General features: G+C 49.6%; 21 protein-coding genes and 1 tRNA gene. 14 read left to right on the forward strand and 8 right to left on the reverse strand.

The window, feature by feature from the left end; genetic code table 11:
* Positions 1-17 precede the first annotated feature (17 nt).
* Positions 18-1,122, forward strand: a protein-coding gene (prfB, locus tag ACJ67_RS05750) for a peptide chain release factor 2 (protein WP_156171650.1) whose coding sequence is annotated in 2 segments (ribosomal slippage) — positions 18-98 and positions 100-1,122 — 1,104 coding nt in all. Because the reading frame shifts where the segments join, the coding sequence is not laid out codon by codon here.
* Positions 1,123-1,563: 441 nt separating this feature from the next.
* On the opposite strand, the gene ACJ67_RS05755 is transcribed toward prfB, so the two are convergent.
* From ACJ67_RS05755 to acs, 4 genes are all read right to left on the reverse strand, one after another.
* A complete protein-coding gene (locus ACJ67_RS05755) occupies positions 1,564-1,956 on the reverse strand; it encodes a YchJ family protein (RefSeq protein ID WP_049638250.1) in 393 nt (130 codons plus the stop codon).
* 63 nt (positions 1,957-2,019) lie between these two features.
* Positions 2,020-2,541 carry a hypothetical protein gene (locus tag ACJ67_RS05760; protein WP_231587263.1) on the reverse strand — a complete coding sequence of 174 codons (522 nt, stop codon included), beginning with the start codon at positions 2,539-2,541 and terminating at the stop codon, positions 2,020-2,022.
* Positions 2,542-2,547: 6 nt separating this feature from the next.
* Positions 2,548-4,122 (reverse strand): peptide chain release factor 3, encoded by a 1,575-nt coding sequence (locus ACJ67_RS05765; RefSeq protein WP_049638251.1) that lies wholly within the window; start codon positions 4,120-4,122, stop codon positions 2,548-2,550.
* Positions 4,123-4,257: 135 nt separating this feature from the next.
* Positions 4,258-6,234 carry an acetate--CoA ligase gene (gene acs / locus ACJ67_RS05770; RefSeq protein ID WP_049638252.1) on the reverse strand — a complete coding sequence of 659 codons (1,977 nt, stop codon included), beginning with the start codon at positions 6,232-6,234 and terminating at the stop codon, positions 4,258-4,260.
* A 119-nt stretch (positions 6,235-6,353) separates the two neighbouring features.
* On the opposite strand from acs, the gene glnE reads away from it, so the two are divergent.
* The gene (glnE, locus tag ACJ67_RS05775; protein WP_049638253.1) at positions 6,354-9,071 is read left to right on the forward strand and encodes a bifunctional [glutamate--ammonia ligase]-adenylyl-L-tyrosine phosphorylase/[glutamate--ammonia-ligase] adenylyltransferase; all 2,718 of its coding nucleotides are present in this window, start codon (positions 6,354-6,356) and stop codon (positions 9,069-9,071) included.
* An 11-nt stretch (positions 9,072-9,082) separates the two neighbouring features.
* Here glnE and ACJ67_RS05780 read toward each other — a convergent pair whose 3' ends face one another.
* From ACJ67_RS05780 to ACJ67_RS05795, 4 genes are all read right to left on the reverse strand, one after another.
* On the reverse strand, positions 9,083-11,038 hold the full coding sequence (locus ACJ67_RS05780) for a GGDEF domain-containing protein (protein ID WP_231587264.1): 1,956 nt from the start codon (positions 11,036-11,038) through the stop codon (positions 9,083-9,085).
* Between the two features lie 309 nt (positions 11,039-11,347).
* Positions 11,348-12,346 (reverse strand): dihydroxyacetone kinase subunit DhaK, encoded by a 999-nt coding sequence (gene dhaK, locus ACJ67_RS05785; protein ID WP_049638255.1) that lies wholly within the window; start codon positions 12,344-12,346, stop codon positions 11,348-11,350.
* 36 nt (positions 12,347-12,382) lie between these two features.
* Positions 12,383-13,012 carry a dihydroxyacetone kinase subunit DhaL gene (gene dhaL, locus ACJ67_RS05790; RefSeq protein ID WP_049638256.1) on the reverse strand — a complete coding sequence of 210 codons (630 nt, stop codon included), beginning with the start codon at positions 13,010-13,012 and terminating at the stop codon, positions 12,383-12,385.
* 121 nt (positions 13,013-13,133) lie between these two features.
* Positions 13,134-13,210 (reverse strand) — tRNA-Arg (locus tag ACJ67_RS05795).
* A gap of 416 nt (positions 13,211-13,626) precedes the next feature.
* On the opposite strand from ACJ67_RS05795, the gene ACJ67_RS05800 reads away from it, so the two are divergent.
* The 12 genes from ACJ67_RS05800 to ACJ67_RS05855 all read left to right on the forward strand — a co-directional run bounded on the left by ACJ67_RS05800 (position 13,627) and on the right by ACJ67_RS05855 (position 25,737).
* Entirely contained in the window at positions 13,627-15,249 is a 1,623-nt protein-coding gene (locus tag ACJ67_RS05800) for an autotransporter outer membrane beta-barrel domain-containing protein (protein WP_049638257.1), read from the forward strand.
* 160 nt (positions 15,250-15,409) lie between these two features.
* Positions 15,410-15,913: a gluconate 2-dehydrogenase subunit 3 family protein gene (locus tag ACJ67_RS05805; RefSeq protein WP_049638258.1), complete on the forward strand. Its 504-nt coding sequence runs from the start codon at positions 15,410-15,412 to the stop codon at positions 15,911-15,913.
* Entirely contained in the window at positions 15,910-17,574 is a 1,665-nt protein-coding gene (locus tag ACJ67_RS05810; RefSeq protein ID WP_049638259.1) for a GMC family oxidoreductase, read from the forward strand. The genes ACJ67_RS05805 and ACJ67_RS05810 overlap by 4 nt, the downstream gene beginning before the upstream one ends.
* Positions 17,571-18,743: a hypothetical protein gene (locus ACJ67_RS14915; protein WP_049638260.1), complete on the forward strand. Its 1,173-nt coding sequence runs from the start codon at positions 17,571-17,573 to the stop codon at positions 18,741-18,743. The genes ACJ67_RS05810 and ACJ67_RS14915 overlap by 4 nt, the downstream gene beginning before the upstream one ends.
* A gap of 2 nt (positions 18,744-18,745) precedes the next feature.
* Positions 18,746-19,567, forward strand: a complete 822-nt coding sequence (locus tag ACJ67_RS05820; RefSeq protein WP_049638261.1) for an alpha/beta fold hydrolase — start codon at positions 18,746-18,748, stop codon at positions 19,565-19,567.
* A 113-nt stretch (positions 19,568-19,680) separates the two neighbouring features.
* Positions 19,681-20,745 carry a tetratricopeptide repeat protein gene (locus tag ACJ67_RS05825; RefSeq protein WP_049638262.1) on the forward strand — a complete coding sequence of 355 codons (1,065 nt, stop codon included), beginning with the start codon at positions 19,681-19,683 and terminating at the stop codon, positions 20,743-20,745.
* A 159-nt stretch (positions 20,746-20,904) separates the two neighbouring features.
* A complete protein-coding gene (gene rpsB / locus ACJ67_RS05830; RefSeq protein ID WP_049638263.1) occupies positions 20,905-21,651 on the forward strand; it encodes a 30S ribosomal protein S2 in 747 nt (248 codons plus the stop codon).
* Between the two features lie 156 nt (positions 21,652-21,807).
* The gene (gene tsf / locus ACJ67_RS05835) at positions 21,808-22,683 is read left to right on the forward strand and encodes a translation elongation factor Ts (protein WP_049638264.1); all 876 of its coding nucleotides are present in this window, start codon (positions 21,808-21,810) and stop codon (positions 22,681-22,683) included.
* 133 nt (positions 22,684-22,816) lie between these two features.
* The gene (gene pyrH / locus ACJ67_RS05840; protein ID WP_018985648.1) at positions 22,817-23,533 is read left to right on the forward strand and encodes a UMP kinase; all 717 of its coding nucleotides are present in this window, start codon (positions 22,817-22,819) and stop codon (positions 23,531-23,533) included.
* A gap of 30 nt (positions 23,534-23,563) precedes the next feature.
* Positions 23,564-24,121, forward strand: coding sequence for a ribosome recycling factor (gene frr / locus ACJ67_RS05845; protein ID WP_018985647.1), 558 nt, complete (start codon positions 23,564-23,566; stop codon positions 24,119-24,121).
* Between the two features lie 27 nt (positions 24,122-24,148).
* Complete coding sequence (locus tag ACJ67_RS05850; protein WP_049638265.1) at positions 24,149-24,907, forward strand: isoprenyl transferase; 759 nt, start codon at positions 24,149-24,151, stop codon at positions 24,905-24,907.
* Positions 24,908-24,909: 2 nt separating this feature from the next.
* Positions 24,910-25,737 (forward strand): phosphatidate cytidylyltransferase, encoded by an 828-nt coding sequence (locus ACJ67_RS05855; protein ID WP_049638266.1) that lies wholly within the window; start codon positions 24,910-24,912, stop codon positions 25,735-25,737.
* The last annotated feature ends 6 nt before the right edge of the window (positions 25,738-25,743 follow it).

Here is a 25,743-nt window from a genome sequence, read left to right on the forward strand (position 1 = left end):
TATTTACATTCACTAAGATGGAAGCCGAACACCTCAATAGTATTGCCAATGCATTAAGCGACCTGACCCAACGCCACCAAGCGCTTCGGGGGTATCTTTGACTACGAGAACAAACAACAACGCCTAGCCGAAGTCAACGGCCTGCTGGAGGATCCCAAGGTCTGGGACAACGCAGAAAAAGCACAAAATCTGGGCAAAGAAAAACGCATGCTCGAAAGCGTCGTCATGACGCTGGATGATGTGTACCAGTCATTGTCAGATAGCCGTGAATTGTTTGAGATGGCGCGTGAAGAGAATGATGACGACACCTTGTTAAGTGTCGAGGCCGACGCGCAAAAAATAGAAAAAATCGTCGCCGAGATGGAATTCAAGCGCATGTTCTCGCAGCCTATGGATGCCAACAATTGCTTTATTGAATTCCAGTCCGGCAGTGGTGGTACTGAAGCACAGGACTGGGCTGGCATGTTGCTGCGGATGTATTTGCGTTACGTCGAGCGTAAAGGCTTCAAGGTCGAGGTGCTTGAGGAGTCTGAAGGCGATATTGCCGGGATTAAAGGCGCATCGATTAAAGTGACTGGTGATTATGCCTTCGGCACCTTGCGTACCGAAAGCGGCGTGCATCGACTGGTACGCAAGTCACCGTTTGACGCCAACTCCAAGCGTCATACCAGTTTTGCCAGTGTGCAGATATTCCCTGAAGTGGATGATTCGATTGAAATTGAAATCAATCCGGCAGATTTGCGCATTGATACCTACCGCGCCAGTGGTGCGGGTGGCCAGCACATTAACAAAACCGATTCTGCGGTGCGTATTACCCACTTGCCGACGGGGGTGGTCGTACAATGTCAGAATGACCGCTCACAGCATAGAAACAAAGAAGAAGCAATGAATATGCTGAAAGGGGCCTTGTATAACCTAGAACTCAGTAAACGCAATGAAGAAAAACAGGCACTCGAAGATGCCAAAACCGATATCGGTTGGGGGCACCAGATTCGCAGCTATGTGCTTGACCAGGGTCGTATCAAAGACTTGCGTACCAATGTCGAAATCGGCAATACCCAGGGTGTGCTCGATGGCGATTTGGATCCCTTTATTATGGAAAGCCTGAAACAGGGGTTGTAATACCTTGTTGAACGTATTGAACCCGCTTTGTTGGCGGGTTTTTTATTGTGTTCGCGGGATACAAAGCGTTACAGAGCGATACACCGTTTGCCTATTGAGGCGCCTAGAATCACCTGACATCACACGGTGAAGGCAAGGCGGAATAAATGGCGAGTATTATTTGCAGAGTGAGCGCGCAGTTTACTCAGAATGTTTTTTTACGGCTGGACGAGCGTCAGTGCGGCTATCTGGATCAGCCCATACTGGAGCGAGCCCTGGTGGGGTTGGGGCAGCAAGAGGTCAGTCAGCTTTTGTGTATTCTGGATCAGGATCGAGATGGGCGTATCTCTCCCTATGAACTCAATCTTGCCATTCTGGATTGGCTCAGTGAAGCGAACACGGTGCCCATGCCTACCGCATTTACCAGCCTGTTAGTGCTCTATGGGATGGAGAATGATGAACCTACTTTGAGGAAGACTGCGGATGCTCGCCGATATACAGCCAACGATCATGTATACGCACAAATTGGCTATGCTCGCTGAGCTGTGATTTTTTCTGCTTGCCGCTTTGGTAGGTGGCTGTAAACACCACTTCCGCATGGGTATCATCCACACGGTGATGCGAAACTACTTCCAATTTAAGCCATTTAATGCCGTTCAGGTCGTCAGTACTCAAGCTGGCAGGGCGCGTATCGGGATGCCAGGTTTGCAGGAGATAGTCTGCCAGTTTCAATGCATAGGCACTGTATCGTGAACGCATGAGGCGCTCTGCATCGGGCGCAGCCTGACCCGCATGTAAGGGCTGGCAACACTCGGTATACGGTTTGCCGCTATGGCATGGGCACGGGTTTTTCACGCTGAATCCTTTAAAAATGCTTTAAATAAACTGCATCTGATGGTTCGCAAAGGCTGCCGCACTTCAAAATAATTCGGATTGTGCGGCCGGTGGCGCAGCTAGCAACTTGTCGACATCAATCTCAAAAATCCCTAACTTTCCGGGGCAAGACATCAGCGGCAAAGGCGTGGCATCGGCAAATAAAAAGCCATAATGCCCCGCAGGTACATTGCTGAAGTGTGCTCGGTATGCTCTGTTCATGGCGGCCGGGAGTTCATTCGGCTTGCCACAAAAGACCAGTTTGGCCATGCCTACGACACCGCCATACTCTAATTGATGTTTGTCCGGGATTGGAACGTCAGTGTGGTTTTTTATATAGTGGTAATACTCTTCATACAAGCCTTTACTGGCATGAATCAGGATGCTGCCGCGATACGATGTACCCCAGCTACGGTCGTCTACCAATAAATAACCGTTTGCAATCAGCCAGGCAAAAGGTTGTTTGAGTGAGAGGGCTTTTAAAACCCCGGATGGCATGGAGGGAGACATGGGCGAGAGTGAATACAGCCTGGAGATGGATGCTGGAAAATCACGCCCAGCATCCATGATGAGTTAGGCGATTTCGCGTGTTTCCATAAACTGGATATCCGGGTAACGCTCTTGCGCCATCTGCAAATTCACACGGTTGGGCGCCAGGTAGACGTAATCATCTGCGCTATCGAGGCCGACGTTAAAACCGTATTTATCGGCAATGGCTTTCAAGTCAGCATCTGAGCCTTTGAGCCAGCGTGCGGTGTAGCAATCATAGGGTTCAAACACCATATCGACGCCATACTCGTGTTCCAGCCGGTGCGCTACCACATCAAACTGCAACATGCCGACGGCACCCAGGATCAGGTCATTAGACAGCAACGGGCGGAACAACTGTGCTGCGCCTTCTTCAGACAGTTGCTTGAGGCCAATCTGCAATTGCTTCATTTTCATTGGGTTTTTAATGCGTGCACGCCGGAAAAATTCTGGCGCAAACGACGGGATGCCGATAAATTTAAGTGCTTCGTTTTCGGTAAAGGTATCGCCCAGTTTAATGGTCCCGTGGTTGGGGATGCCGATAATGTCGCCAGAGTAGGCTTCATCCATGATGGTGCGGTCTTGTGCCATAAAAGTGATGGCGTTGTTGACGTTTAGCATCTTGCCTGAAGCGACCTGCTTGATTTTCATGCCACGCTCAAAACGGCCTGAGCAGACACGCAAAAAGGCAATGCGGTCACGGTGTTTGGGATCCATATTGGCTTGGATCTTAAATACAAAGCCAGCAAACTTTTCTTCGTTGGCAGCGACTACGCGCGTCGCCGTATTGCGGGATTGCGGTGGCGGCGATAAATCAACCACCGCATCCAGCAACGATTGCACACCGAAGTTATTCACGGCAGAACCAAAGAACACCGGGGTTTGCTTGCCGCTCAAATAACGTTCTTTGTTAAATTCATTGGAGGCACCACGCACCAGCTCGATATCCACCCGTAACTCTTCAGCCTGGTAGCCTATCAGTTCGTCCAGGCGCGGGTTGTTTATGCCCTGGATGGTTTCAGAAGTGCCTTTTTCGGCGCGCGGGTCAAAGAACAAAATACTATCTGTCACCAGGTTATAGACACCGCGAAAGGTCTTACCCATCCCAATCGGCCAGGTCATGGGCGCGCATTCCATGCCCAGGGTGGTTTCAATTTCGTCCAGTAACTCAATCGGCGCCCGGCTTTCACGGTCCAACTTGTTAATAAACGTGATAATCGGCGTGTCACGCATGCGGCAGACATTCAGCAGCTTGATGGTTTGCGCTTCCACGCCGTTGACCGAGTCAATCACCATCACAGCGGAGTCAACCGCAGTCAGTGTGCGGTAGGTGTCTTCGGAGAAGTCATCGTGACCGGGGGTGTCCAGCAAGTTCACCATGTGTTCACGGTAAGGAAACTGCATAACCGAAGAAGTCACCGAAATACCGCGTTGCTTTTCCAGCTCCATCCAGTCTGAGGTCGCATGACGCGCTGCTTTACGGCCACGCACTTCACCCGCCACCTGGATCGCGCCACCAAACCATAACAACTTTTCGGTCAGCGTGGTTTTACCCGCATCCGGGTGCGAAATAATGGCAAAGGTACGGCGGCGTTCGACTTCTTGCTGCAAACTGGACATGAAAAAATAGCGCTTTGGAAAAAAAGCGCTATTTTAACCTAATCAAGCACTTGGCCGGATTATTTTCGCATCAGGAAAATAGCGACCGCTGCGAAAATAATCAGGATGATTAAACCTTCCATGGTTGGTAGAGGGTTAATTGACGGCTTGTTTCAATTGGTCAAGAATGGCTGGATTATCCAGGGTGGAAATATCAGATGTGATTTCTTCACCCTTTGCCAGGCTGCGCAACAAACGGCGCATGATCTTACCTGAACGGGTTTTTGGCAGGTTGTCCCCAAAGCGGATTTCGTCCGGTTTTGCAATCGGGCCGATCTCCTTTCCTACCCATTCGCGTAGTTCAGCCACAATCTTTTTGGCTTCATCACCCTCAGGCCGTTTGCCTTTGAGTACTACATAAGCCACCACCGATTCCCCTTTGATCGGATGCGGTTTGCCGACCACAGCAGACTCTGCCACCAAGTGATTCGCCACCAGCGCCGACTCGATTTCCATGGTGCCCAGACGGTGACCAGAGACATTCAGTACATCGTCGATACGCCCCATGATGGTGAAGTTGCCAGTATCGGCATCACGCACGGCGCCATCGCCCGCCAGATATAGGTTGCCGCCTAACTCCGCAGGGAAATAGCTGGCTTTGTAACGCTCAGGATCGTTGTAAATAGTACGAATCATGGATGGCCATGGCTTTTTAATGACCAGCAGGCCTCCACTGCCCCATGGAATGTCTTTACCGGTTTCATCGACGACATCAATGTCTATGCCTGGGAACGGTAGGGTGCAAGAGCCTGGTACCAGTGGCGTCGCGCCAGGTAGGGGCGTAATCACGTGGCCACCGGTTTCAGTCTGCCAGAAAGTGTCTACTATCGGGCAGCGGTTACCGCCAACCTGTTCGTAGTACCACATCCATGCTTCCGGGTTAATGGGTTCGCCTACGGTGCCCAGTAGGCGCAAGCTGGACAAATCGAAGTGGTTAGGATGCGTGGTGAAATCGGTCTCGCCAGCTTTGATCAGGGAGCGAATCGCCGTTGGCGCGGTATAGAACACGCTAACCTTATGGCGCTGTATCATCTCCCAGAAACGGCCAGCGTTAGGGAAGGTTGGGATGCCTTCAAACACGATTTGTGTCGCTCCCATGGCCAAGGGGCCGTAGGTGACATAGCTATGGCCAGTGATCCAGCCCACATCAGCCGTGCACCAGTAAATGTCTTCCGGCTTGATGTCGAAGGTCCAGCGCATGGTGTTCATCGCATGCAGCAGGTAACCTGCCGAGCTGTGCTGTACACCTTTGGGTTTACCAGTGGAGCCAGAAGTGTAGAGCAGGAATAATGGATGCTCGGCATCGACCATGACTGGTTCGCAGTTGTCTGGTTTACCGGCAATCAGGTCATCCCACCAGATACATTTGTTGTCCCAGCTGACATCCTGTCCCGTTTTTTTGAACACCACAATATTGCGGATGCTGTCACAGCCACCCATGGCAATGCCTTCATCTACCGCTTGTTTCAGTGGCAAGGTTTTGCCGCCACGGTATTGGCCATCAGAAGTGATGACAGCGACCGCTCCGGCATCAATAATGCGCTCATTCAAGCTTTTTGCCGAAAAGCCACCAAACACCACGGAGTGGATAATGCCCAGGCGCGCGCAGGCTTGCATGGCGACAATCGCCTCAATGCCCATGGGTAAGTAAATAATAACGCGGTCACCTTTAATCAGGTTGAGTGATTTCAAACCATTGGCGAACTGGCAAACCTGATGGTATAGCTCTTGATAGGTGACATTTTTAACCTCGCCATTATCTGCTTCAAAAATAATGGCGGTTTTATTGGGGATTGTTTGCAGGTGTTTGTCCAGGCAGTTGGCGGAAACGTTGAGTTCGCCATCTTCAAACCATTTGTAGAACGGTGCGTTGTCCTGGTTGAGCGTTTTAGTGAATGGCTTGTGCCAAATCAATAGTTCACGCGCCAGTTTGGCCCAAAATCCTTCGTAATCCTGCAAAGCTTCTGTATGCAGGCGCTGATATTCCTCCATGCTGCCGACCGCTGCCTGGCTTGAGAAAGCTTTGCCTGGTGCAAATACGCGGTGTTCATGAAGTACAGATTCGATAGACATAGCGTCCCCCAAAAATCAGTGTCAAAAAATGAAAGTGTGGTTGAACCTCAGGTATTATTATTCTGGTTCTGATTAACGAACTCTCCGAGCACACATTCCATTACAAGAGCAGAAATCTCATGCAACAGCTTGCCCAAATTCTAACAGAAAAGCAGGTCGCGTCTACAGAAGCGGCTTATTTACTGCATGCGGCAGCCTGCAGCCCTTTTTTTGCCAGATTCGTTACGAAACATACAGATTTTATAACTGATTTGTTAGATAACTTATATAAGACATATAAGACTCAGGATGTTAATACTCTGTTTGTATTTGAAAAAAATATTGAAGAAACTGTTTTTTTACAACATCTCAGGCTGTTAAGGCAGCGTTTGATGGCGCATATGATCTTGCGCGATCTCAATGGGCTGGCTGATTTTGCCGAAGTGGCGGAAATCACCAGTGCCCTCGCAGAATCGGCGATTACCGCTGCGGCCGATTATTATCATGACCGCCTGGTGGCTACCTATGGTGTTCCGCGCGATGCCAGCGGCCACCCACAACAACTTATTGTGGTGGGCATGGGCAAGCTGGGCGGGCGTGAGCTCAACGTGTCGTCAGATATTGACCTGATTTTTGCTTACGAAAATGAAGGTGTCACTGATGGCGAGAAGTCTATCAGTAACCAGGATTTTTTTACGCGCCTGGGTAAAAAACTCATTGCTGCACTTGATGAGGCGACAGCGGATGGTTTTGTATTCAGGGTGGATATGCGCCTGCGGCCCTTTGGCTCGGAAGGGGCGCTGGTCTGCAACCTAGATGCACTGGAAGACTATTACCAGAATTATGGCCGCGAGTGGGAACGTTACGCCTGGATCAAGGGGCGTGTGGTGTATGGGCCTGAGGCCGCCTTAAGCAAGGTGATGAGGCCATTTGTATTCCGCAAGTATCTTGATTTTAATGCTTATGCTTCCATGCGTGACCTCAAGGTGCAGATCCAGCGCGATGTGGTCCAGCGCCGTTTATCCAACAACATCAAACTGGGCCGTGGCGGCATCCGTGAAGTGGAGTTCATCGCGCAGGTATTTCAGTTGATCCGCGGTGGCCAGGTGCCGGATTTGCAGATCAAACCGACCCTGGCTGTGTTGGATTGCCTGGCAGCCCGCGGCATGTTGCCAGCGCCGGATGTGGCAGCGCTGAAGGAGAGTTATATTTACCTGCGTAACCTCGAACATCGCTTGATGTATATTGATGACCAGCAGACTCAGGACTTGCCAGATTCAGAGACCTATCGCGGTTATCTGTTGCAAATGGTCCACCATACTGACTGGGCGAGTTTTATGACGGAGCTTAACCTCCATCGCGACCGCGTACAGCGTTTCTTTGATGATACGTTTAAAGATGCGAAAAACGAGGATTTGCACCAGGAAAAGGCGTTATGGCAGGGGACGCTTTTTGCCGCAGAAGCCGAACAATGGCTTGTGCAGCACGGTTACACGCGCGCCAATGATATTGTGCATTTATTACAGCAGACCCGGCAAAGCCAGCGTATCCAGCAGCTGCCGGAACAAAGCCGGCGGCGCCTGGATCAACTGATGCCTTTGCTGTTGCGCGAGGCCAGCCAGCAGCAAAGCACTACGCCTGATACTGCATTAATCCGCACACTGGATTTACTCGAAAGTATTTGCCGCCGCGCCAGCTACCTGGCGTTGCTGGCCGAGTTTCCCGATGCATTGGCCTTGATTGTGAAACTGTGTGCCGCCAGCCCCTGGATTGCCCAATATGTGTCTGCACACCCGATTTTGCTCGATGAGCTGCTCAATAAACAAACCTTGTTCAAGCGGCTGGATGCGACGCAGTTAAAAGCTGAGTTGACGCGCCACATGCAACAACTGGCGGGCGATGTGGAAGCGCAGATGGATGCCATGCGGCATTTCAAGCATGCCAATGTACTCAAGATTGCAGCGCAGGATTTAATGACGGCTTTGCCACTGGAAGCCATTTCAGACGATTTAAGTGCGCTGGCGGATGTGATTCTGCAAGTCAGCGTGCAGACGGTTTGGCAGAACCTGTCATTCAAACATCTGGATACGCCAAAATTCGCCGTGATAGGGTATGGCAAGCTGGGCGGTAAGGAATTGGGTTACGTGTCAGACCTGGATATTATCTTCCTGTATGACGATGATGCAGATAAAGTTCAGGAAATTTACGCCCGCTTTGCCCAGCGACTAAACACCTGGTTTAACACTCTCACCAATGCTGGGCTGTTATATGAAACCGATTTGCAGTTGCGCCCGGATGGTAACAGTGGCCTGCTTGTGAGTACGGTGCAGGCATTCTCAGAGTACCAGCAACACAAAGCCTGGGTATGGGAGCACCAGGCCATTACCCGTGCACGTTTCGTGGCTGGTGATGATGCAATTGGTACGGCTTTTGAGCGCATCCGTCATGACATTATTTGCCAATCGCGTGATATGAATGGACTAAAGCAGGAGATTGTCCAAATGCGCGAAAAAATGCGTGAGGCGCATAAACCCAAGCCGGGCTTTTTTGATGTCAAACAGGGTGCGGGCGGCATTATTGATGTTGAATTTATTGTGCAATATCTGGTACTCGCGCATGCTGCCAGTTATCCAGAGCTCACAGACAATATCGGCAATATCGGCCTGTTGCGACGTTGCGCGCAATTAGGGTTGATCACCTCGCTTGCGCTGGCCGAACAAGTCGCAGATGCCTATCGGGAGTATCGCACCTTGATTCATCATGTGAAGTTACAGGGCTCGGAGGCGGTTGTGCCAACGGAAGAATTGCAAGCTGAGCGCGAAGCCGTCAGCCAGTTATGGCAGATGTTGCTTTCTTGAATGACGCTTGATCAGGGTTCGGAGATGTCTTCCTGTGCAGCCGTCCAGTTGCCAGAATAACTCACCACGCGGTTGCGTCCAGTTTGCTTGGCTTCGTACAGGGCTAGGTCGGCGTGTTTGTAGAGTAGCTCATAAGCGTAAATAGTCTCCGATGAACTGGAAATGCCTATGCTGATCGTGGTATGGAAACGTTGCGTATGTAGCGACGTGTGGAATGACAGCTCGGCAATCCTTGCACGGATACGTTCGGCGATGACCTGTGCTTCCTCCAGGCTGGTCCCCGGCAATATCACTGCGAATTCTTCACCGCCTAGTCTGCCAAGCAGGTCTTTGTCACGGATAGTTTTTTCTATGGTACGGGCGCAGGCAACCAATACCTGGTCACCTTGCGGGTGGCCATAAGAGTCATTGATGATCTTAAAGAAATCGATATCCAGCATCAGGAAACAGACCGTAGACCCAGCGTGATCCGCCTGTTGCAGCAAGGCTTTGGCCCGGTTATAAAAAGAATGCCGGTTAGGAATCTGTGTCAGGCTGTCTATGGTCGCCTCTTTTTCTGCTTTGTCTTTTGCCTTTTGCAATTCGCGTGTCCTGATCTTGACCTGGTCTTCAAGCGTATGCGTGAGGTGTTGCATATCGCCTCGGAATTGCTGCAGGCTGCTGGACATGCTTTTGAATAACTTGGCCAGTTTGCCGATTTCATTATCCAGCTGGTCGGGAAGGGGCAGTACATTACCGGTAATTTTGTCGTAACGTTGGGCCTCAATTGCACTAGACGCATCTATAAAGGTTTCCAGGGGCTCAATGACTTTTTTCTTCATCACCAGATACAGCATGATCAGCTCGATAATCAAGGCTAATAGGCTGATGATCAGGATAAATTTGGCAGCTTTCAGTGAAGGAGAGGAGAGCAGGGACTTGGGGTAGACGGTGACGAACCACCAGCCTGGGCCTTCAATCTTGGTGGTTGCCAGGAACTCGTCCTCTGCTTCGACAATAAAATAATCCGCCTGTTTTTTCTGAATCGTCGCCCGCAAAGTCTGGAAATAATGGCTGAGTTGAGCATCTTTCAGTTGTGAAATCATCAACATACCGTGCGTGCGGTTCATCTCTTTTATTTTTGCCGGATGCGCAATCAGGCGGCCATCTTCTCGGAAAATGAAGTTATAGGTGCCAGACAAGTGATCATTAAAAACGCGGTTAAACAAGGCGTTAAGTAAAATATCGTGGCCGATATTCAAGGTGTTGGTGGGCGTAATGTCGACGGGTGTTTCCAATGACACCATCCATTCGAGTGCAGTCGGGTCATAATAAAGGCCAGTCCAGACGCTTTTTCGCTCAGGATTATTTTTAGGGGTGGTGATATAGACCCATTCTTCTGACACCACATTCAGTTTGCTGCTTGCGTTATCGGCCCACCTGACCCCGGGCCAATAGACGATGTTGACGTTCTCCGGCATGGAGACATAGAGGTTGGCGAATTGCTGCGTCCAGGCAATCCCGAAGTGATCCACAAGCGTGTAGGCCAGCAGGAGTTTTTTTCTGAAATCATGATCATCTGCCGGTGCATTCGCCCCTACATAGGCAGTAATGTCTTTGCTGATCAGGCCAGACGGGTTAAAAAAGCCATCGTAGGCTTTTTTTTGTAAATGAATGGTGTGGTCAGGTCTTTTTTCAAAGACCTGCCAGAAAAAGCGGTCATTATAAAAAAATTCCTGTTGCCAGTGGGCCAGGAAGCTCGCCCTGAAAATCTGGTGGTTTGATTCAGCCAGCCTGAAAATGACGCTTTCTCGCTGGCCGCGCTCATGTATGTAATGTTTCAGGCCATCGATGGTTGAATTGACCAGGGTTTTGTAGATATGCCAATACGTCAGCGCACTCACGACAATAATCACGATGCTGACCCTTAAGGCCATTTGCAGCATGACTTCCATGGTGAGGGATTGTTTGTAATTCAGGAAACGCATGACCATTAAAGCAAGCTAAAGCTGCGACAAGCAGACCCCGTGGGCTGGGTAGGGCTTAAGGAATGATCAGTGATGGTATTGCGGCAGTGCACGCGACAAGTTCTTATTGTGATGTTGTATTAATCTACATCAACTGCATAGTCTGAGTTGAGGTATCCCCAATTGCTAACATACTACTGCTCAGGCGAGGATGCAATGGCAAAATGCGGCAAACAAAATGCTATATCTCCATTTGGCAGTGAGCAAACAGGCAGCATACCTAACGTAAGCTGCCCGCGTGGCAGGTCGGAGAAATGCTGGCCACTGGACTTAGCAGCCCCAACGCAACCCGGCAGTATGCACGGGACTATCCCAGTGCTGGGTAATTTCATTGTCCAGCAAGCAAACGGTGAGCGAAGCACCGGCCATATCAATCGCGGTTGTGTAGTTGCCCACCAGGCTGCGGGTGATATGAAAGCCTTTTTCAGTTAGCAACTTGGCGGCCGTATTGTAGATTAAATACAACTCCATCAGCGGTGTTGCGCCAAGGCCGTTGACCAGCATCAAAATATCCCCATGGGTGGGTAATTGTTTGGCTTCAATATCCTGCACGATGGCTGCGACCATATCAGCCACAATCGCATCAGCCTCTCGCATAGCCTCTCGACGGCGGCCTGGCTCACCGTGTATGCCGACGCCCATCTCTATCTCGTCCTCACTGATATCAAATGTGGGGCGACCAGCCGCTGGGACTGTACAGCTGGTCAGTGCGGCGCCAATGCTGGAAGTGCGCACATTAATTTTGTCGCCCAAGGCTTTGCAACTTGCCAGATCAGCACCTGTTTCTGCCAGGCTGCCTACACATTTTTCGACAATCACAGTCCCTGCCACGCCGCGTCTGCCAGTGGTGTAAGTGCTATTAACGACCGCACAGTCATCAGAAGTCAGCACGGTAGCATGCTCAAACGGCAGCATCTCAGTGGCCATTTCAAAATTCATGACATCGCCCGCATAATTCTTGACGATAAACAGCACGCCTTTGCCGGCATGCACGGCTTCAGCCGCAGCCAGCATCTGGTCTGGTGTGGGGGAGGTGAATACCTGGCCGGGGCAGGCTGCATCCAGCATGCCTTTGCCTACATAGCCAGCATGCAATGGCTCGTGTCCTGAGCCACCCCCTGAAATTAAAACAACCTTGTTGTTTGATTTTTGCTTGCGGGCAACAAAGGTCGGGTCAAATTGTACTTCCACCAGCTCTGAATGCGCAGCAGCAAATCCACTCAGACTTTCAACAAGCATCTGGTCTACGTTGTTCAAGAATTTTTTCATGTTTACTCCGGAGTGATAAATGCGTTTGAGGGTTGTCTAGCTGATTAATACAGCGTCACAGACTGCATGTATCATTACCTCACAGCTTTTTGCCCCTGCATCCAGATGACCAATCGCACGTTCCCCTAGCCCCGATGCGCGGCCTTTGGTGGCCAGCATATTGCGGGTAGATTCTAAGCCTGTGCTTGCCACTTGTTTGAGGGCAATGGCAATTTCATGGCTGGATTTGGCTTGTTCCGCCATTTGCTTAAATGTATTTGCAACCGGGATCAGGACATCCAGCATGGTTTTTTCTCCGGCTTGGGCCTTGCCACGCTGCATGATGGCTTGCACACCGGCTTCAAAAGCAAGGGCTATCTGAAGTGTGTTCAATGTTTCGCTGGCCTTGAGCGTTTTACTCATACTCATGAAAAAACTGGCAAACAATGGCCCCGAAGCACCGCCAATCGTACTCAACAACTTCATGCCAATTTTATTGAGGGCATCTGCTGCGGACAAAGCTGAGAGTTCATCTGTCATGCCAGCAATCACCTCGCAACCACGCTTCATGTTGATGTAGTGGTCACCGTCACCAATTTCGCGGTCCAGGCATTCTATATCTGCTTCATGGTCAAGAATGGCGTGGTAAATACTGTTTATTGATTGAATGATAAAAGCTGTTTGCATATCACAAGTGTTTCGTTGACAAACAATCATCTTACTAAGGATTTTTTGTCCTATGCAAGGGGTTTACGTTGCACAGTTTGGCTACAGCGAATCTTCAGTACTACTAAGCCTTTGATTGAAGTGGCGTCCCTGACACGAATCGAACGTGCGACCCCATTCTTAGGAGGAATGTGCTCTATCCTACTGAGCTACAGGGACGTTAAACGATGAGCGCACATCATACCATCAAGATGAATATTTGGATGGTGCTTGAGTGAGAGTACTCTGATTTTAGGAGGATCAACATTTGAACTAAAACAAATAGTTTTTGGAGGATTCATTGATTGCAAAATAAAGATGGTAAAACTGATTTTATCCTGTTGATGGAGTACATCCTCACTAAGTTATATTGGATATAGGTATAGCAACTTTTTACATGTAGGCAGGTTTAGTTTTGCCTGAAAAAGTCGATATCTGTTTCAAATGCCAACAGTCGCGATGCATTTTGACCGGTTTTGTCGTTTGAGCTATCGGTAAGCAGTTTTGAATAACTTAGGTGGGTTCATATGAGTTTCTCTAATACTAAGGCTTTTATACTAAGCCTTTTTCTTCTGTGCGGATTACTGTTTGGATCATTGGCACATGCAGGGCATTTATTTACCCAGGCTTCTAATAACACACCCATTAGTTTGAATGCTGGGCAAGGCCTTAACGTCACTCAGCTTACTTATGAAGGGGGTGGGGGAAATAATGGACGTGTCACCGTGGATTTTGGTGGTGATTGGTCTGCTGGTGATGCCATTAAAATCACAATAGGTAGTTGGAACGAGACCTTTGCTTACGATACCGTTGTTGCTAACGGTGGGACACAAAATGCATCAGCATTAAGTATACAGTCCAGTGCTTTAGTTGCCGCAGGATTAAACCCATCAGGACAGATTGCCTGGACAGTGATCGCAACTAGCGGTCAATTCACATGGACAGGTTATCGTATCTACACGACAAGTGGAACATTTAATGGCACCGGGGCTGCGCCGATTAACCAGTCTCAGGTAGTGGATGCCTCGCAGCTCGGAGGAGGGGGTAATTACTCTAGTGTGGCGGCGACCAACCAGACGGGTGTCGCTGCTACACTTGATGGGCTCTCGGGTGCCACAGGGCAAATGGGTGGGGTGCTAGCCGTATTGGATGCAATGACCGATCAGAGTAAACGAGATGCGATGCGCTTGATTTCCCCTGATCGAAGCCAAGTTGTGGGGCAGTCCGCTATTAATACCACCACCGCAGCGCTGGATACTGTGCAGGTCAGATTGGATAACCTGCGTGTCGGGATGTCGGGCCAAAATGACATGGCGATGATAGATCATCGCGTTAAGACTGCCGGACACGGTACCGCTCAAGGCATGTCATCAGGGGATGCAGCGCTGGATAAAACAGTTTGGATAAAAGCCTTTGGCGGCAAGGCTGATCAGGCTGGTAGGGATGGCTTTGCCGGTTCTGACAGCAAAATCCTCGGTATGATGGCAGGGGCAGACCGCATGCTTGAGAATGGCCTAGTATTAGGGGCAGCAGTCGCCTATGCCAATACCAATGTTGATATGAATGATTTCCGAAACGGCGACTCTGCGAATATCAAAACCTACCAGCTCACGGGCTATTTTGCCAAGAATTTCGAGCGTTGGTTTTTGCAGGGTATGCTGAGTTATGCTTACCAAGATTACGATACCAAGCGAAATACCCATTTGACCGGGTTGGCCAGGGGGAATTTTAACGGCAACATGGTCGGTACGCGCGTGGTCGCCGGGATCCCGTTCCAGATTACCGAGGTATACACGTTGACACCTTCGATGGGGATTGAGGCTTATCGCATCAACCAGGATGGATTCAGGGAAAAAGGTGCGGGAGTACTTTCACTGAATGTCGGCAGTAGTGATGCTGATCGTGTCCGCTCCCTGATGGGGCTTGAATTAGGGATGCTCAAGGTGTTACAGGATGGTAGTCGCATCCATCCTTCGCTCAAAGCTATCTGGCGACATGATTTTATCCGGGATGGCATGGCGACGACTTCCTCATTTTTGGGTGGTGGCGCCCAATTTGAGAGTGTAGGGCAAAAGGTTAACCAGGACGTGTATGGCCTAACTGCCAAGGTGAATTGGGAGAAGACTGAACGGGTAGGCCTTGCTGTCGAAGTCGGCTCCGAAAAAGGCGATGGCTATGACGCTATCAATGCACAGGTGACCGGCACTTACAAATTTTAAGCGCATGATCACAAGAAATAAAACCTCTGCCAGGCAGGGGTTTTGTTTTTTGTAGCCAGCCAAAGCAGTAAAAGTTTATATTGACTACAATATCTAGTATGCTTCGTCGATCAGCGAAGTACTGTGTATCATCGTAAAACGTATCTATCCGGTAGTTATTATGAAAAGGCGACAATTTCTCAGCCTGGGCCTGAAGTCTATTTCTTTGCTGACCATGGCGCCTGCTTTTTCTGCGCAGGCAACCTTTCCGCCTGTGCAACATGCCACCTTGTTGGCTTTTCTGGATACCTTGATTCCTGCAGATGAGACCCCCTCAGCTTCGCAACTTGGCTTAGATAAATCATTGATCCGTCATGCCCTGTCCATAGAAAACTATATGGGCTTGCTTGCTCTGGGTTGCCAGTGGCTGGATAAACAGGCAAGCACCAGGGATCGGTTGCCTTTTTGGCAACTGGCAGAAACTGAGCGGCAGGCCATAATTGCGCAAGCCGAGAACAGCCAGCCAGGCTCCATACCCAGACAATTGTTTGATCATGTCAGGGCGGACCTGTTTAATTTTTACTATTCGCATCCTGACATTTTGCCCAGCCTGGGGTTGCAAGGCGCACCGCAACCTTTTGGTTACCTTGATTATGTCCATGCACCTAAGAAAAACACCGCATGAAACCGTTTGATGCTGTTGTGATTGGTTCAGGTGCCGGTGGCGGGGCAAGCGCTTATGCTTTGACTAGGCAGGGGTATCGTGTTTTGGTGCTTGAGGCAGGTCCTGTCTTTACGCCAGAACAAGATTATCAGGTGGGGACTTCACGCTGGCAGCAAGGCTTTCCACATAAAGCCGGGTCACAGGGCCAGTATAGTTATGTCCTGAATCAGCGATTGTCCGAAAACTGGTCCCACATCCGTTCTTGGAACCATATCACCGGCCGCTTGAATCCCGGTGATGAGCGTATTGCATTCGCATACCATCATGTACGGGGTGTTGGCGGGAGCTCGCTGCATTTCACTGGTGAGGCACATCGCCTGAATCCCAAGTCCATGCGTATGTTCTCACAATTTGGAGTGGCGGCTGACTGGCCCGTCAGTTACGAGGCGCTGGAGCCTTATTACGTCCAAGCCGAAAATATTGTGGGGGTTGCGGGTCCTGCAACCAATGATCACAGGCCGCGGTCTGCGCCTTATCCTTATGCCGCGCATGCCATGGGGTATACCACCCAGTTATTGCAAAAAGGGTTTGCTCGCGTGAGGATGAAGTTGGAGCCCAATTCGCTGGCGGTATTGCCGCAAGCGCGCCCGCAACGCATGAATTGCAATTACTGTAACAGTTGCCTAAAAGGCTGCCCCAGAAAAGACAAGGGGAGTATTGATGTCACATACCTGCAATCTGCAAACCAAACCGGATTATGCGAAATCCGTTCAGGGTGCGTGGTGACGAAAATATTGACGGATTACACGAGCGGGACCGTTTCTGGCCTGGAATATATAGCCAATGGTAAAAAACATAAGGTCAAGACTCCTTTACTGGTTATTGCTGCAGGCGCCATTGAAACACCGCGCTTGTTGCTGTTGTCTGCCACGGCAGATTCGCCCAATGGCTTGTGTAATGAGAGTGGGCAAGTTGGCAGGAACTTCATGGAAACACTGTTGTGGACCAGCAATGCCCTCTATCATCAGCCCGTGCAAAGCTATCGAGGTCTGCCAGTCGACAGTATTTGCTGGGACTTTAATGCACCTGATGCTATTCCCGGTGTAGTGGGCGGATGCCGATTCTCGCCGTCGGTCGCAGAATCGGACCTGCTTGGACCGGTTGCTTATGCAACAAGGGTGGTGAAGGGCTGGGGGCGACAACACAAACAAGAGATGCGTCGGCGTTTTGGTCAGGTGATCTCATTAAGCGGAATTTGCGAAAGTTTACCGCACGCGAAATCTTTTGTTGCGCTGGATCCTGTGACTAAAGACAGGCATGGCCTACCTATAGCCAGCATACATAGTTATGTGGATGATATGGCCGCTAAACGGATTGCTTTCATGGCGAAAAAATGCCGGGAAATATTAAAGGCGGCGGGCGCGACGGAAATATTTGAAGAGTTCAGTTCTTATGATATTTTCAGTTCCAGTCATGTTTTTGGAACCTGCCGTATGGGCAATGACCCTCAACAGTCCGTCGTCGATGCGAATTGTCGCAGCCACCGCTGGCGCAATCTTTATATTCTTGATGCCAGTGTGTTTCCGAGTTCTGGTGGCGGTGAATCGCCGGGATTAACCATACAGGCCCTGGCATTGCGCGCCATGGACCACATTGAAATGAGTCAGGCGAGGGCGGCATGAAACGCTTTCCTCTACCTTTGCTTGCGGCTTCTGCAAGGCAACGATCTGCTGGTGGACATCAACATCGCCCCAAGAAATCACCACTCTCCCATGGTGTGGGCTATATTGCTTCACCAGCGCTTGATTTTTGGCTAACTGGTGGCGTATCTGTGATTGTCATGGCGATGTTGTTACTCCTCTATTGGTGGGATGGAAACCAATCAACCAGCGTGACAGCTGCGATTAGCCAGGCGATTGTGCTACAGGCGCTGGTGAACTGGCCGCATTTTATGGGTGCGTATGGCTTGCTTTACCGGCCATTAAGCAATATCAAAAAATATCCCTTTGCGACGCTATATATTCCCGCAATATTATTGATTTGCCTTGTGGTGGCTTTAGTGACGGCGCCACATCAAGTTTCTATATGGGCGGTTAATCAAGACATCGCTTATGCCATTTGGCTAGTCGCCGCTTTCTACCTGGCATGGCATTACACTGGCCAGGCCTGGGGCATGATGGCGACCTTTTCACGACTGTCGGGATTAGCGCTTGATCAACGGCAGCGTTGGTTGCTACGAGCGGGCTTGCGATTGTTGTTGATTTGGCACGTGGTCTGGGGCGCTCAGGATTTGCCGGAGAAATGGCTTGGTGGATGGAGCCGCTACATTCCCGAGTTGCTGGCAGTCATGACATGGCTTTGCGTCATCGCCTTTTTTGTCGGGCTGGGTATCTGGTCCAGAATCAGAATGCAAAGTGGAAGATGGCCTGACAGGCGTGTTTTGGTGTCTTGGCTCGCAGTGTATATGTGGTATTGGGTCCTGCTGTTTATGCCGGCTGCATATATCTGGGTGCAGCTATCACATGCCTTGCAATACCTGGCTTTTCCGATGCGCATGCAAGTTAATCAGGCGGCTGCCTCGATTTCTGCAACGATGAGTAAAAACAAGCGCTTGCTGGTATGGATGCCAGCAGGGCTCAGGTATTACCTTTGGCTTGTGGCGCTGGGGATGTTGATTTTTTATGTGCCTACGATCTTGTTTCCGGCGACCCAGACTTACGGTTTATCTGTGGTGCTCGCCTCCATGGTCAGCATCCATCATTATTTCGTAGATGGGTGTATTTGGAAGATCAGCCATCCAGAAGTCAGGCGTGCATTATTCTGGCATTTGCCTGCGCAGAAGGCCGCTTGAGTATGCGTTCTGTTTGGATCGCCTGTTTTTGCTTGCTGGCCAGCTGTGCCCATCAGGAAGTGTCTGACAGGGTGCAGGCTGTGGCCTCTTTGTTTGATCGGCATGGATTTGTTCAGAGGGATATCATCACTGATCAATTCAATCTGCGTGTGTGGCAGCATTCGGTTTCTGGCGCGGGTACCATGCATGTCTATATTGAAGGAGATGGTTTCGCCTGGGTAAACCGCTACCAGCCTTCCATGAATCCAACGCCTGTGAACAGTATCGTTGCTGCGATGGCAAGCAAGGACGATATTGCAGCGCATGTCGTTTATCTGGCAAGGCCTTGCCAGTACGTATCGTTGGCAGAGCGTGCTTGCCCATCCGTTTACTGGACGCAGGCCAGGTTTGCTCCGGAGGTCGTGGCAGCGATGAACCAGGCGGTGAGCCAGCTGAAAAATGAAACCAAAGCGCAAAAGATTGTGTTGATTGGTTACTCTGGTGGAGGTGCGCTGGCTTTGTTAATGGCAGCGCAAAGACAGGATATCGGCTCTGTGGTGACCATTGCTGGTAATCTTGATCATCATGCCTGGGCTAGGCTGCATGGGATCAGTGAGTTGCAAGGATCATTGAATCCCCCAGATTTCTCGAAAACATTGCAAATGATCAGGCAAGTGCATTTTATCGGTGGTCAGGACTCTAACATGCCAGTGTCCGTCTATCAGGCTTATCGTTCTGCATTTCCGCCTCAAGCCGAGATACTGCGAGAGGTGATCCCCGGTTTTGATCATCAATGTTGCTGGGTGGAACGCTGGCCTTCATTGCTGCATCGTTATTTGAATTAAACGGTGTATGTTGGTCAACTTATGATTTTATTTCTGCTGACGCTTGCTATGATGACATGAACCGCCACCCCTCAGTTTGTGGCAAGGCGTTTGTTAAGGATCAAAGAACTGCTATGAAATTAATTATTCAATTAATGTTGTGTGCCGGTCTGGCGTTAACCATGCCTATTCATGCACTGGCAAGTTATGAGACTGGTCTGGAAGCCGCAAACCGCGGAGAGTTTGCACTCGCTCAAAAGGAGTGGGAAGCTGCTGCTAAAAAAGGCGATATGAATGCCCAGTATAACCTTGGAGCGTTGATGCTTTCAGGCAAGACCGGCCAGAGCGACCCCAAAAAAGCAATTAAATGGATAGAGCAGGCTGCCAACAAAGGGCATGTGGATGCTGCTTATTCGCTTGGGTTGCTGTATTACACAGGCTCCAAAGAGTTTAAACAGGATTTTTCCAAGGCGTACAAGGCATTTGAAGTCGCGGCTAAAAAAGGTCATTCTGCTGCTCAATTCAGTATGGGCGTGATGCTGATTAATGGTCAGGGTATGAAAAAAGATGCTTCTGCTGGCCTGGAGATGTTGAAGAAATCTGGAGAAGCTGGAAATCCCGAGGCGCAGTTTAATTTAGGGATGGCCTTTGCGAGTGGACAGGCTGGTAAAAAAGATCCGGCAGAAGCTTTTAAGTGGTTTTTGCGTTCTGCAGATGGCGGTTATCCCATGGCTCAATATCAGGTGGGCAGGATGTACCTAGATGGACAGGGTACCGATTTGAACCCTGCAACAGCCAAAAGCTGGTTTCTCCGTGCGGCTGATAAGGGACATATAGAGTCTCAGTATGCGCTAGGTCTGATGGCGTATACAGGGCTTGGGCAAGCAGTGAATTTCGAAGAAGCGCAGCAGTGGTTTATGCGGGCAGTCAAAGGGTGGGACCGCAACGCACAGTTTTATCTTGGCAAAATGTACATGAACGGCGAAACAGGTAAGGCAGACATGGTTGAGGCTTACAAGTGGCTCGATCTTGCTGCCAGTAGTGGTCACGAGGATGCGCATTTTTACCGCTCATTCGTCGCAAGCAAACTGCCGAAAGTTGATGTGCAAAAGGCGCATGCAATGGCACAGCAATGGTTTGATGCTAACCACAGTCAACCACACAAGCATTATGATTTAAAGCCACACGCGCATCATTAATCAAAAAGGGTCTTAAGCTTGAAGAGAAGCGATGGATTCTGTATAATCTTGGATTGGCTTTTATAGTCAATTAATTTGCATGTATTCACATAGGGTGCCCTTTGGGGTGATTTTGAATGCATGTTTGATGAATAACCCTTTGAATGGAAAGATAAAATCATGTCCGTGACTATGCGTCAAATGTTGGAGGCTGGTGTTCACTTTGGCCACCAAACCCGTTACTGGAACCCGAAAATGGCTGAGTTCATTTTTGGTGATCGTAACAAAATCCATATCGTAAACCTTGAAAAAACCCTGCCACTGTTTGAAGAAGCGCAGAAATATGTGCGCACACTGGCAGCCAACAAGGGTCGTATTCTGTTTGTGGGCACCAAGCGTCAAGCTCGCGACATCGTCAAAGAAGAAGCGCAACGCGCTGGTTGTGCATACGTCAATCACCGCTGGTTGGGTGGTATGCTGACTAACTTCAAAACTGTTAAACAGTCTATCAAGCGTCTGCAAGACTTTGAAGCCATGATGATTGATGGCAGCATCGAGAAGTTTGGCAAAAAAGAAGCTTTGGGTATCAAGCGCGAAATCGAAAAGCTGGAGCGTTCAATTGGTGGTATTAAAGAGATGGGTGGCTTGCCAGATGCGATTTTTGTGATCGACGTTGGTCACGAAAGCGGTGCCATTACCGAAGCACGTAAACTGGGTATCCCAGTGATTGGTATCGTCGATACCAACAACTCTCCAGATGGCATTACTTACGTGATTCCTGGTAACGATGACTCCTCACGTGCAATTCGTTTGTATGCACGTGGTATGGCGGACGCGGTGCTGGAAGGCCGTGCCAACGCGATTTCTGAAATCGTGAAAGCGGCTCAGGAAGAAACAGCACCAGTGGCTGAGGCGACTGCCGAGTAATTGCTCGTGGCTGAAAAAGGGGCGATGCGCCCCTTTTTCTATTGCATCGCATGCAATATGACTGACACAGAGTCGGTGTATTGTTGTTAAAAGAATTCTTAGACAAATCCTGAATGATCATCCTCAATGCAGGAATCCTAACAAAAGGAGTAATAAATGGCTGAAATTACCGCAAGCATGGTGAAAGACTTACGTGAGCGCACCGATGCTCCAATGATGGACTGTAAAAAAGCACTGACAGAAGCCGAAGGCGATATGGCCCGTGCGGAAGAAATTTTGCGTGTGCGTTTTGGTAACAAGGCAAGCAAGGCTGCTGGCCGCGTGGCCGCTGAAGGGACTGTTGGTATCAGCATCACTGCTGATGGTAAACTGGGTACCTTGATTGAAGTGAACTCAGAAACTGACTTCTGTGCTAAAAACGAAGAGTTCCTTAAGTTTGTTGGTGAGTTGGCACAAGTGGTTAACGAAAATAATCCAGCCAACATCGAAGCGGTTGCTAATGCGCCTATGCGTGGCGAAACAGCTGAAGCGGTGCGCGCGCAACTGGTTGGTAAAATCGGTGAAAACATTACTCCTCGTCGTTTTGTGCGTACACAAGCCCAAGGCAAACTGTACAGCTACGTACACGGCAGCAAAATTGGTGTGTTGGTTGACCTGGTGGGTGGTGATGAGACTCTGGGTAAAGATATCGCGATGCACATTGCTGCAGCTAAACCAAAGTCACTGGATGCTAGCGGTGTAGATGCTGCATTGATTGAAGCCGAGCGCCGTGTCGCGATTGAGAAAGCAAAAGAAGCAGGCAAGCCTGATGCGATGCTGGAAAAAATTGCTGAAGGTACCGTCCAGAAGTTCCTCAAAGAAGTCACCTTGCTGAGCCAGGCTTTTGTGAAGGATGATAAAGTGACTATCGAGCAGTTGCTGAAATCTAAAGGGGCTTCCGTTGCTTCTTTCACCCTGTATACTGTTGGTGAAGGTATTGAAAAAGCAGTGGTTGACTACGCTGCTGAAGTAGCTGCTGCCGCTAAAGTTTAATCGTTTTTAAACGATGGACAGGAAAAGTGGAATCCTTGGATTCCACTTTTTTTATGGCTCGCGGGTCGGTTGACGGCCCAAAAAACCTTGTTTTGTGATTAAATAAGCACATTTTGAGTTTGGGAAAATAACGATGGCACAACCTGTTTTCAAGCGCGTTCTCCTTAAATTATCCGGTGAGGCGCTGATGGGCGATGATGCATATGGAATCAATCGCGAAACAGTCAATGCGATAGTCGGGCAGATCAAAGAAATTGTCGATATGGGCGTGCAAGTCGGTATCGTCATTGGTGGTGGTAACATTTTTCGTGGTGTCGCACCTGCTGCCGAAGGCATGGATAGGGCAAATGCCGATTACATGGGCATGCTGGCCACAGTCATGAATGCGATGGCACTGCAGGATGCCATGAAGCATGCCGGCGTACCCGCGCGTGTGCAAAGTGCGTTGAATATTGAAGCAGTCGCAGAACCTTATATCCGAGGCAAGGCTATTCGCTACCTTGAAGAAGGTAAAGTAGTCATTTTTGGTGCTGGTACGGGTAATCCATTTTTTACCACCGATACTGCAGCGGCTTTGCGTGGGGTTGAAATCGATGCCGAAATCGTGTTGAAAGCCACCAAGGTGGATGGCATCTATACGGCTGACCCGAAAAAAGATCCGTCGGCAACGCGGTATGATCAGGTCTCGTATGACGAGGCAATCAATAAAAACTTGAAGGTGATGGATGCGACAGCTTTTACGCTGTGTCGTGACCAGAAAATGCCGATTGCTGTCTTCAGCATTTTTAAAGAAGGGGCACTCAAGAGCGTCATCTTAGGTGAGAATGAAGGAACACGCGTCAGGGCTTAAGCCGGACGCTGGCGTTATGGAGAAACAATAATGGTTGAAGATATTAAAAAATCTGCTGAGCAGAAAATGCAGAAGTCCCTGGAGGCTTTGAAAACTGATTTGGCTAAAGTCCGTACGGGACGTGCGCATGCTGGTTTGCTCGACCACGTGATGGTTGAGTACTACGGTTCCATGGTGGCGATTAACCAGGTAGCTAACGTCAATCTGGGCGATGCGCGTACGATTAACGTTCAGCCCTATGAAAAAAACATGATTGCGAAAGTCGAAAAAGCCATCCGCGATAGTGATTTGGGCCTGAACCCAGCCACAAATGGTGACTTGATCCGTGTGCCTATGCCAATGCTGACTGAAGAACGTAGGCGTGACCTGACCAAAATTGTGCGTAACGAAGGTGAAGGCGCTAAAGTGGCGATCCGCAATGTGCGTCGTGATGCCAATGATGCCTTGAAAAAACTCATCAAGGATAAAGCGATTTCTGAAGATGATGAGCGCCGTGCCCAGGATGAGGTTCAAAAGATGACCGATAAGGCCGTGGCTGAAGTTGACAAAATCCTGCAACAAAAAGAAGCTGACTTGATGGCTGTGTAACAGCCATCAACGCGAACGGAAGCTGTTTTGGGTTTATTCTCCAGTTCTACCAAAGAGGTCCCGCCAATTCAAGAGGTGCCACAACATGTGGCTGTCATTATGGATGGCAACGGGCGTTGGGCCAAAAAACGCTTTTTACCGCGCGTGGCAGGCCATCAACGCGGTTTAGAGTCAGTGCGTGCCATGGTGAAAGCTTGTGTCCGCCTGGATATCAAGTACCTGACGCTGTTTGCATTTAGCAGTGAGAACTGGCGCCGACCTCCCGAGGAGGTTACTTTCCTGATGAGCTTGTTTCTGGAGGCGCTGGATCGCGAAGTCAAAAAACTGCATGAAGCCAACGTGATTTTGAAGCTGATTGGCGATCGTTCAGCTTTTAATGCCACCTTGCAGCAAAAGATGCTCGAAGCTGAGCAGAAAACAGCAGCGAACACAGGATTGACCCTGACCATTGCTGTGAATTATGGCGGGCGCTGGGATGTGGTGCATGCGGTTAACCAGTTATTGCAGGCTCAACCACATCTCAAGCAGATACAAGAATCAGATTTGACGCCATATCTTTCCATGCCTTATGCGCCTGAGCCTGATCTATTCATCCGCACCGGTGGTGAGACACGTATCAGTAACTTCCTGTTGTGGCAGCTGGCCTATACCGAACTTTATTTCACACCCACCTTATGGCCGGACTTTGATGATGCAGCATTCGAAGCGGCATTAACTTCTTACCGTCAGCGTGAACGCCGTTTCGGACGCACCAGTGAGCAACTGGTTGAGCCAAACGCTTCCTGATTATGCTAAAAACTCGAATTCTTACTGCCATAGTATTGCTTGGGTTGTTTTTACCCGCTTTGTTCTGGTTACCTTTGCTGGCTTGGGCCGCTATCATGTTAGGGCTCATGCTGGTTTGCTTGAGTGAGTGGGCAGGGTTCCTGCAGTTGAGTAAGTCGCAGAGGCATGTGTACCTGGTTGTGTCTGCTTTGCTTGGGTTGACGATGTTATTTTTATTGCCTCAACAAGGGTTCCACTGGTTTTTTTATCATGCCTTGCAGGTGTTTGCATTGGCCACTGCGTTTTGGTTGGTTGTCGTGCCTGTCGCTTTGTTCTTTCATGTGTTCTCAAAAAATAAGGGAATCAATGCTATCGTCGGCTGGGGTTTGATGATGTCTTTGTGGCTGGCATTGGTGGCGGCCAAAGAGGTTAACCCTTATGTGTTGCTAGTGATTATTTCCACGATCTGGCTTGCCGATAGTGCAGCCTATTTTGCTGGCAAGCAGTTTGGACGACATAAGCTGGCGCCAGCCATTAGTCCTGGTAAAACTTGGGAGGGTGTGTTCGGTGCCTTGTTTGCGGTGGCCATCTATGCAGCGGTATTAAAGATATTTGGGGCAGTATCCACCTGGTGGATACTGCCGGGATTATGGGTGGTGACCATTGCTGGTGTTTATGGCGACCTGTTCGAATCATTTTTCAAACGCCGCGCCAACCTGAAAGACAGTGGGCAATTTCTGCCCGGACATGGTGGATTGCTGGATCGCGTTGATGGCGTGATTCCAGCATTGCCTATTGGCATGTGCTTGCTGTTCTGGTTTCATTACTGGCAACAGTCTTATTCGTTTTAAGAGGTT

The organism is Methylophilus sp. TWE2, assembly GCF_001183865.1.
Lineage (GTDB): Bacteria > Pseudomonadota > Gammaproteobacteria > Burkholderiales > Methylophilaceae > Methylophilus.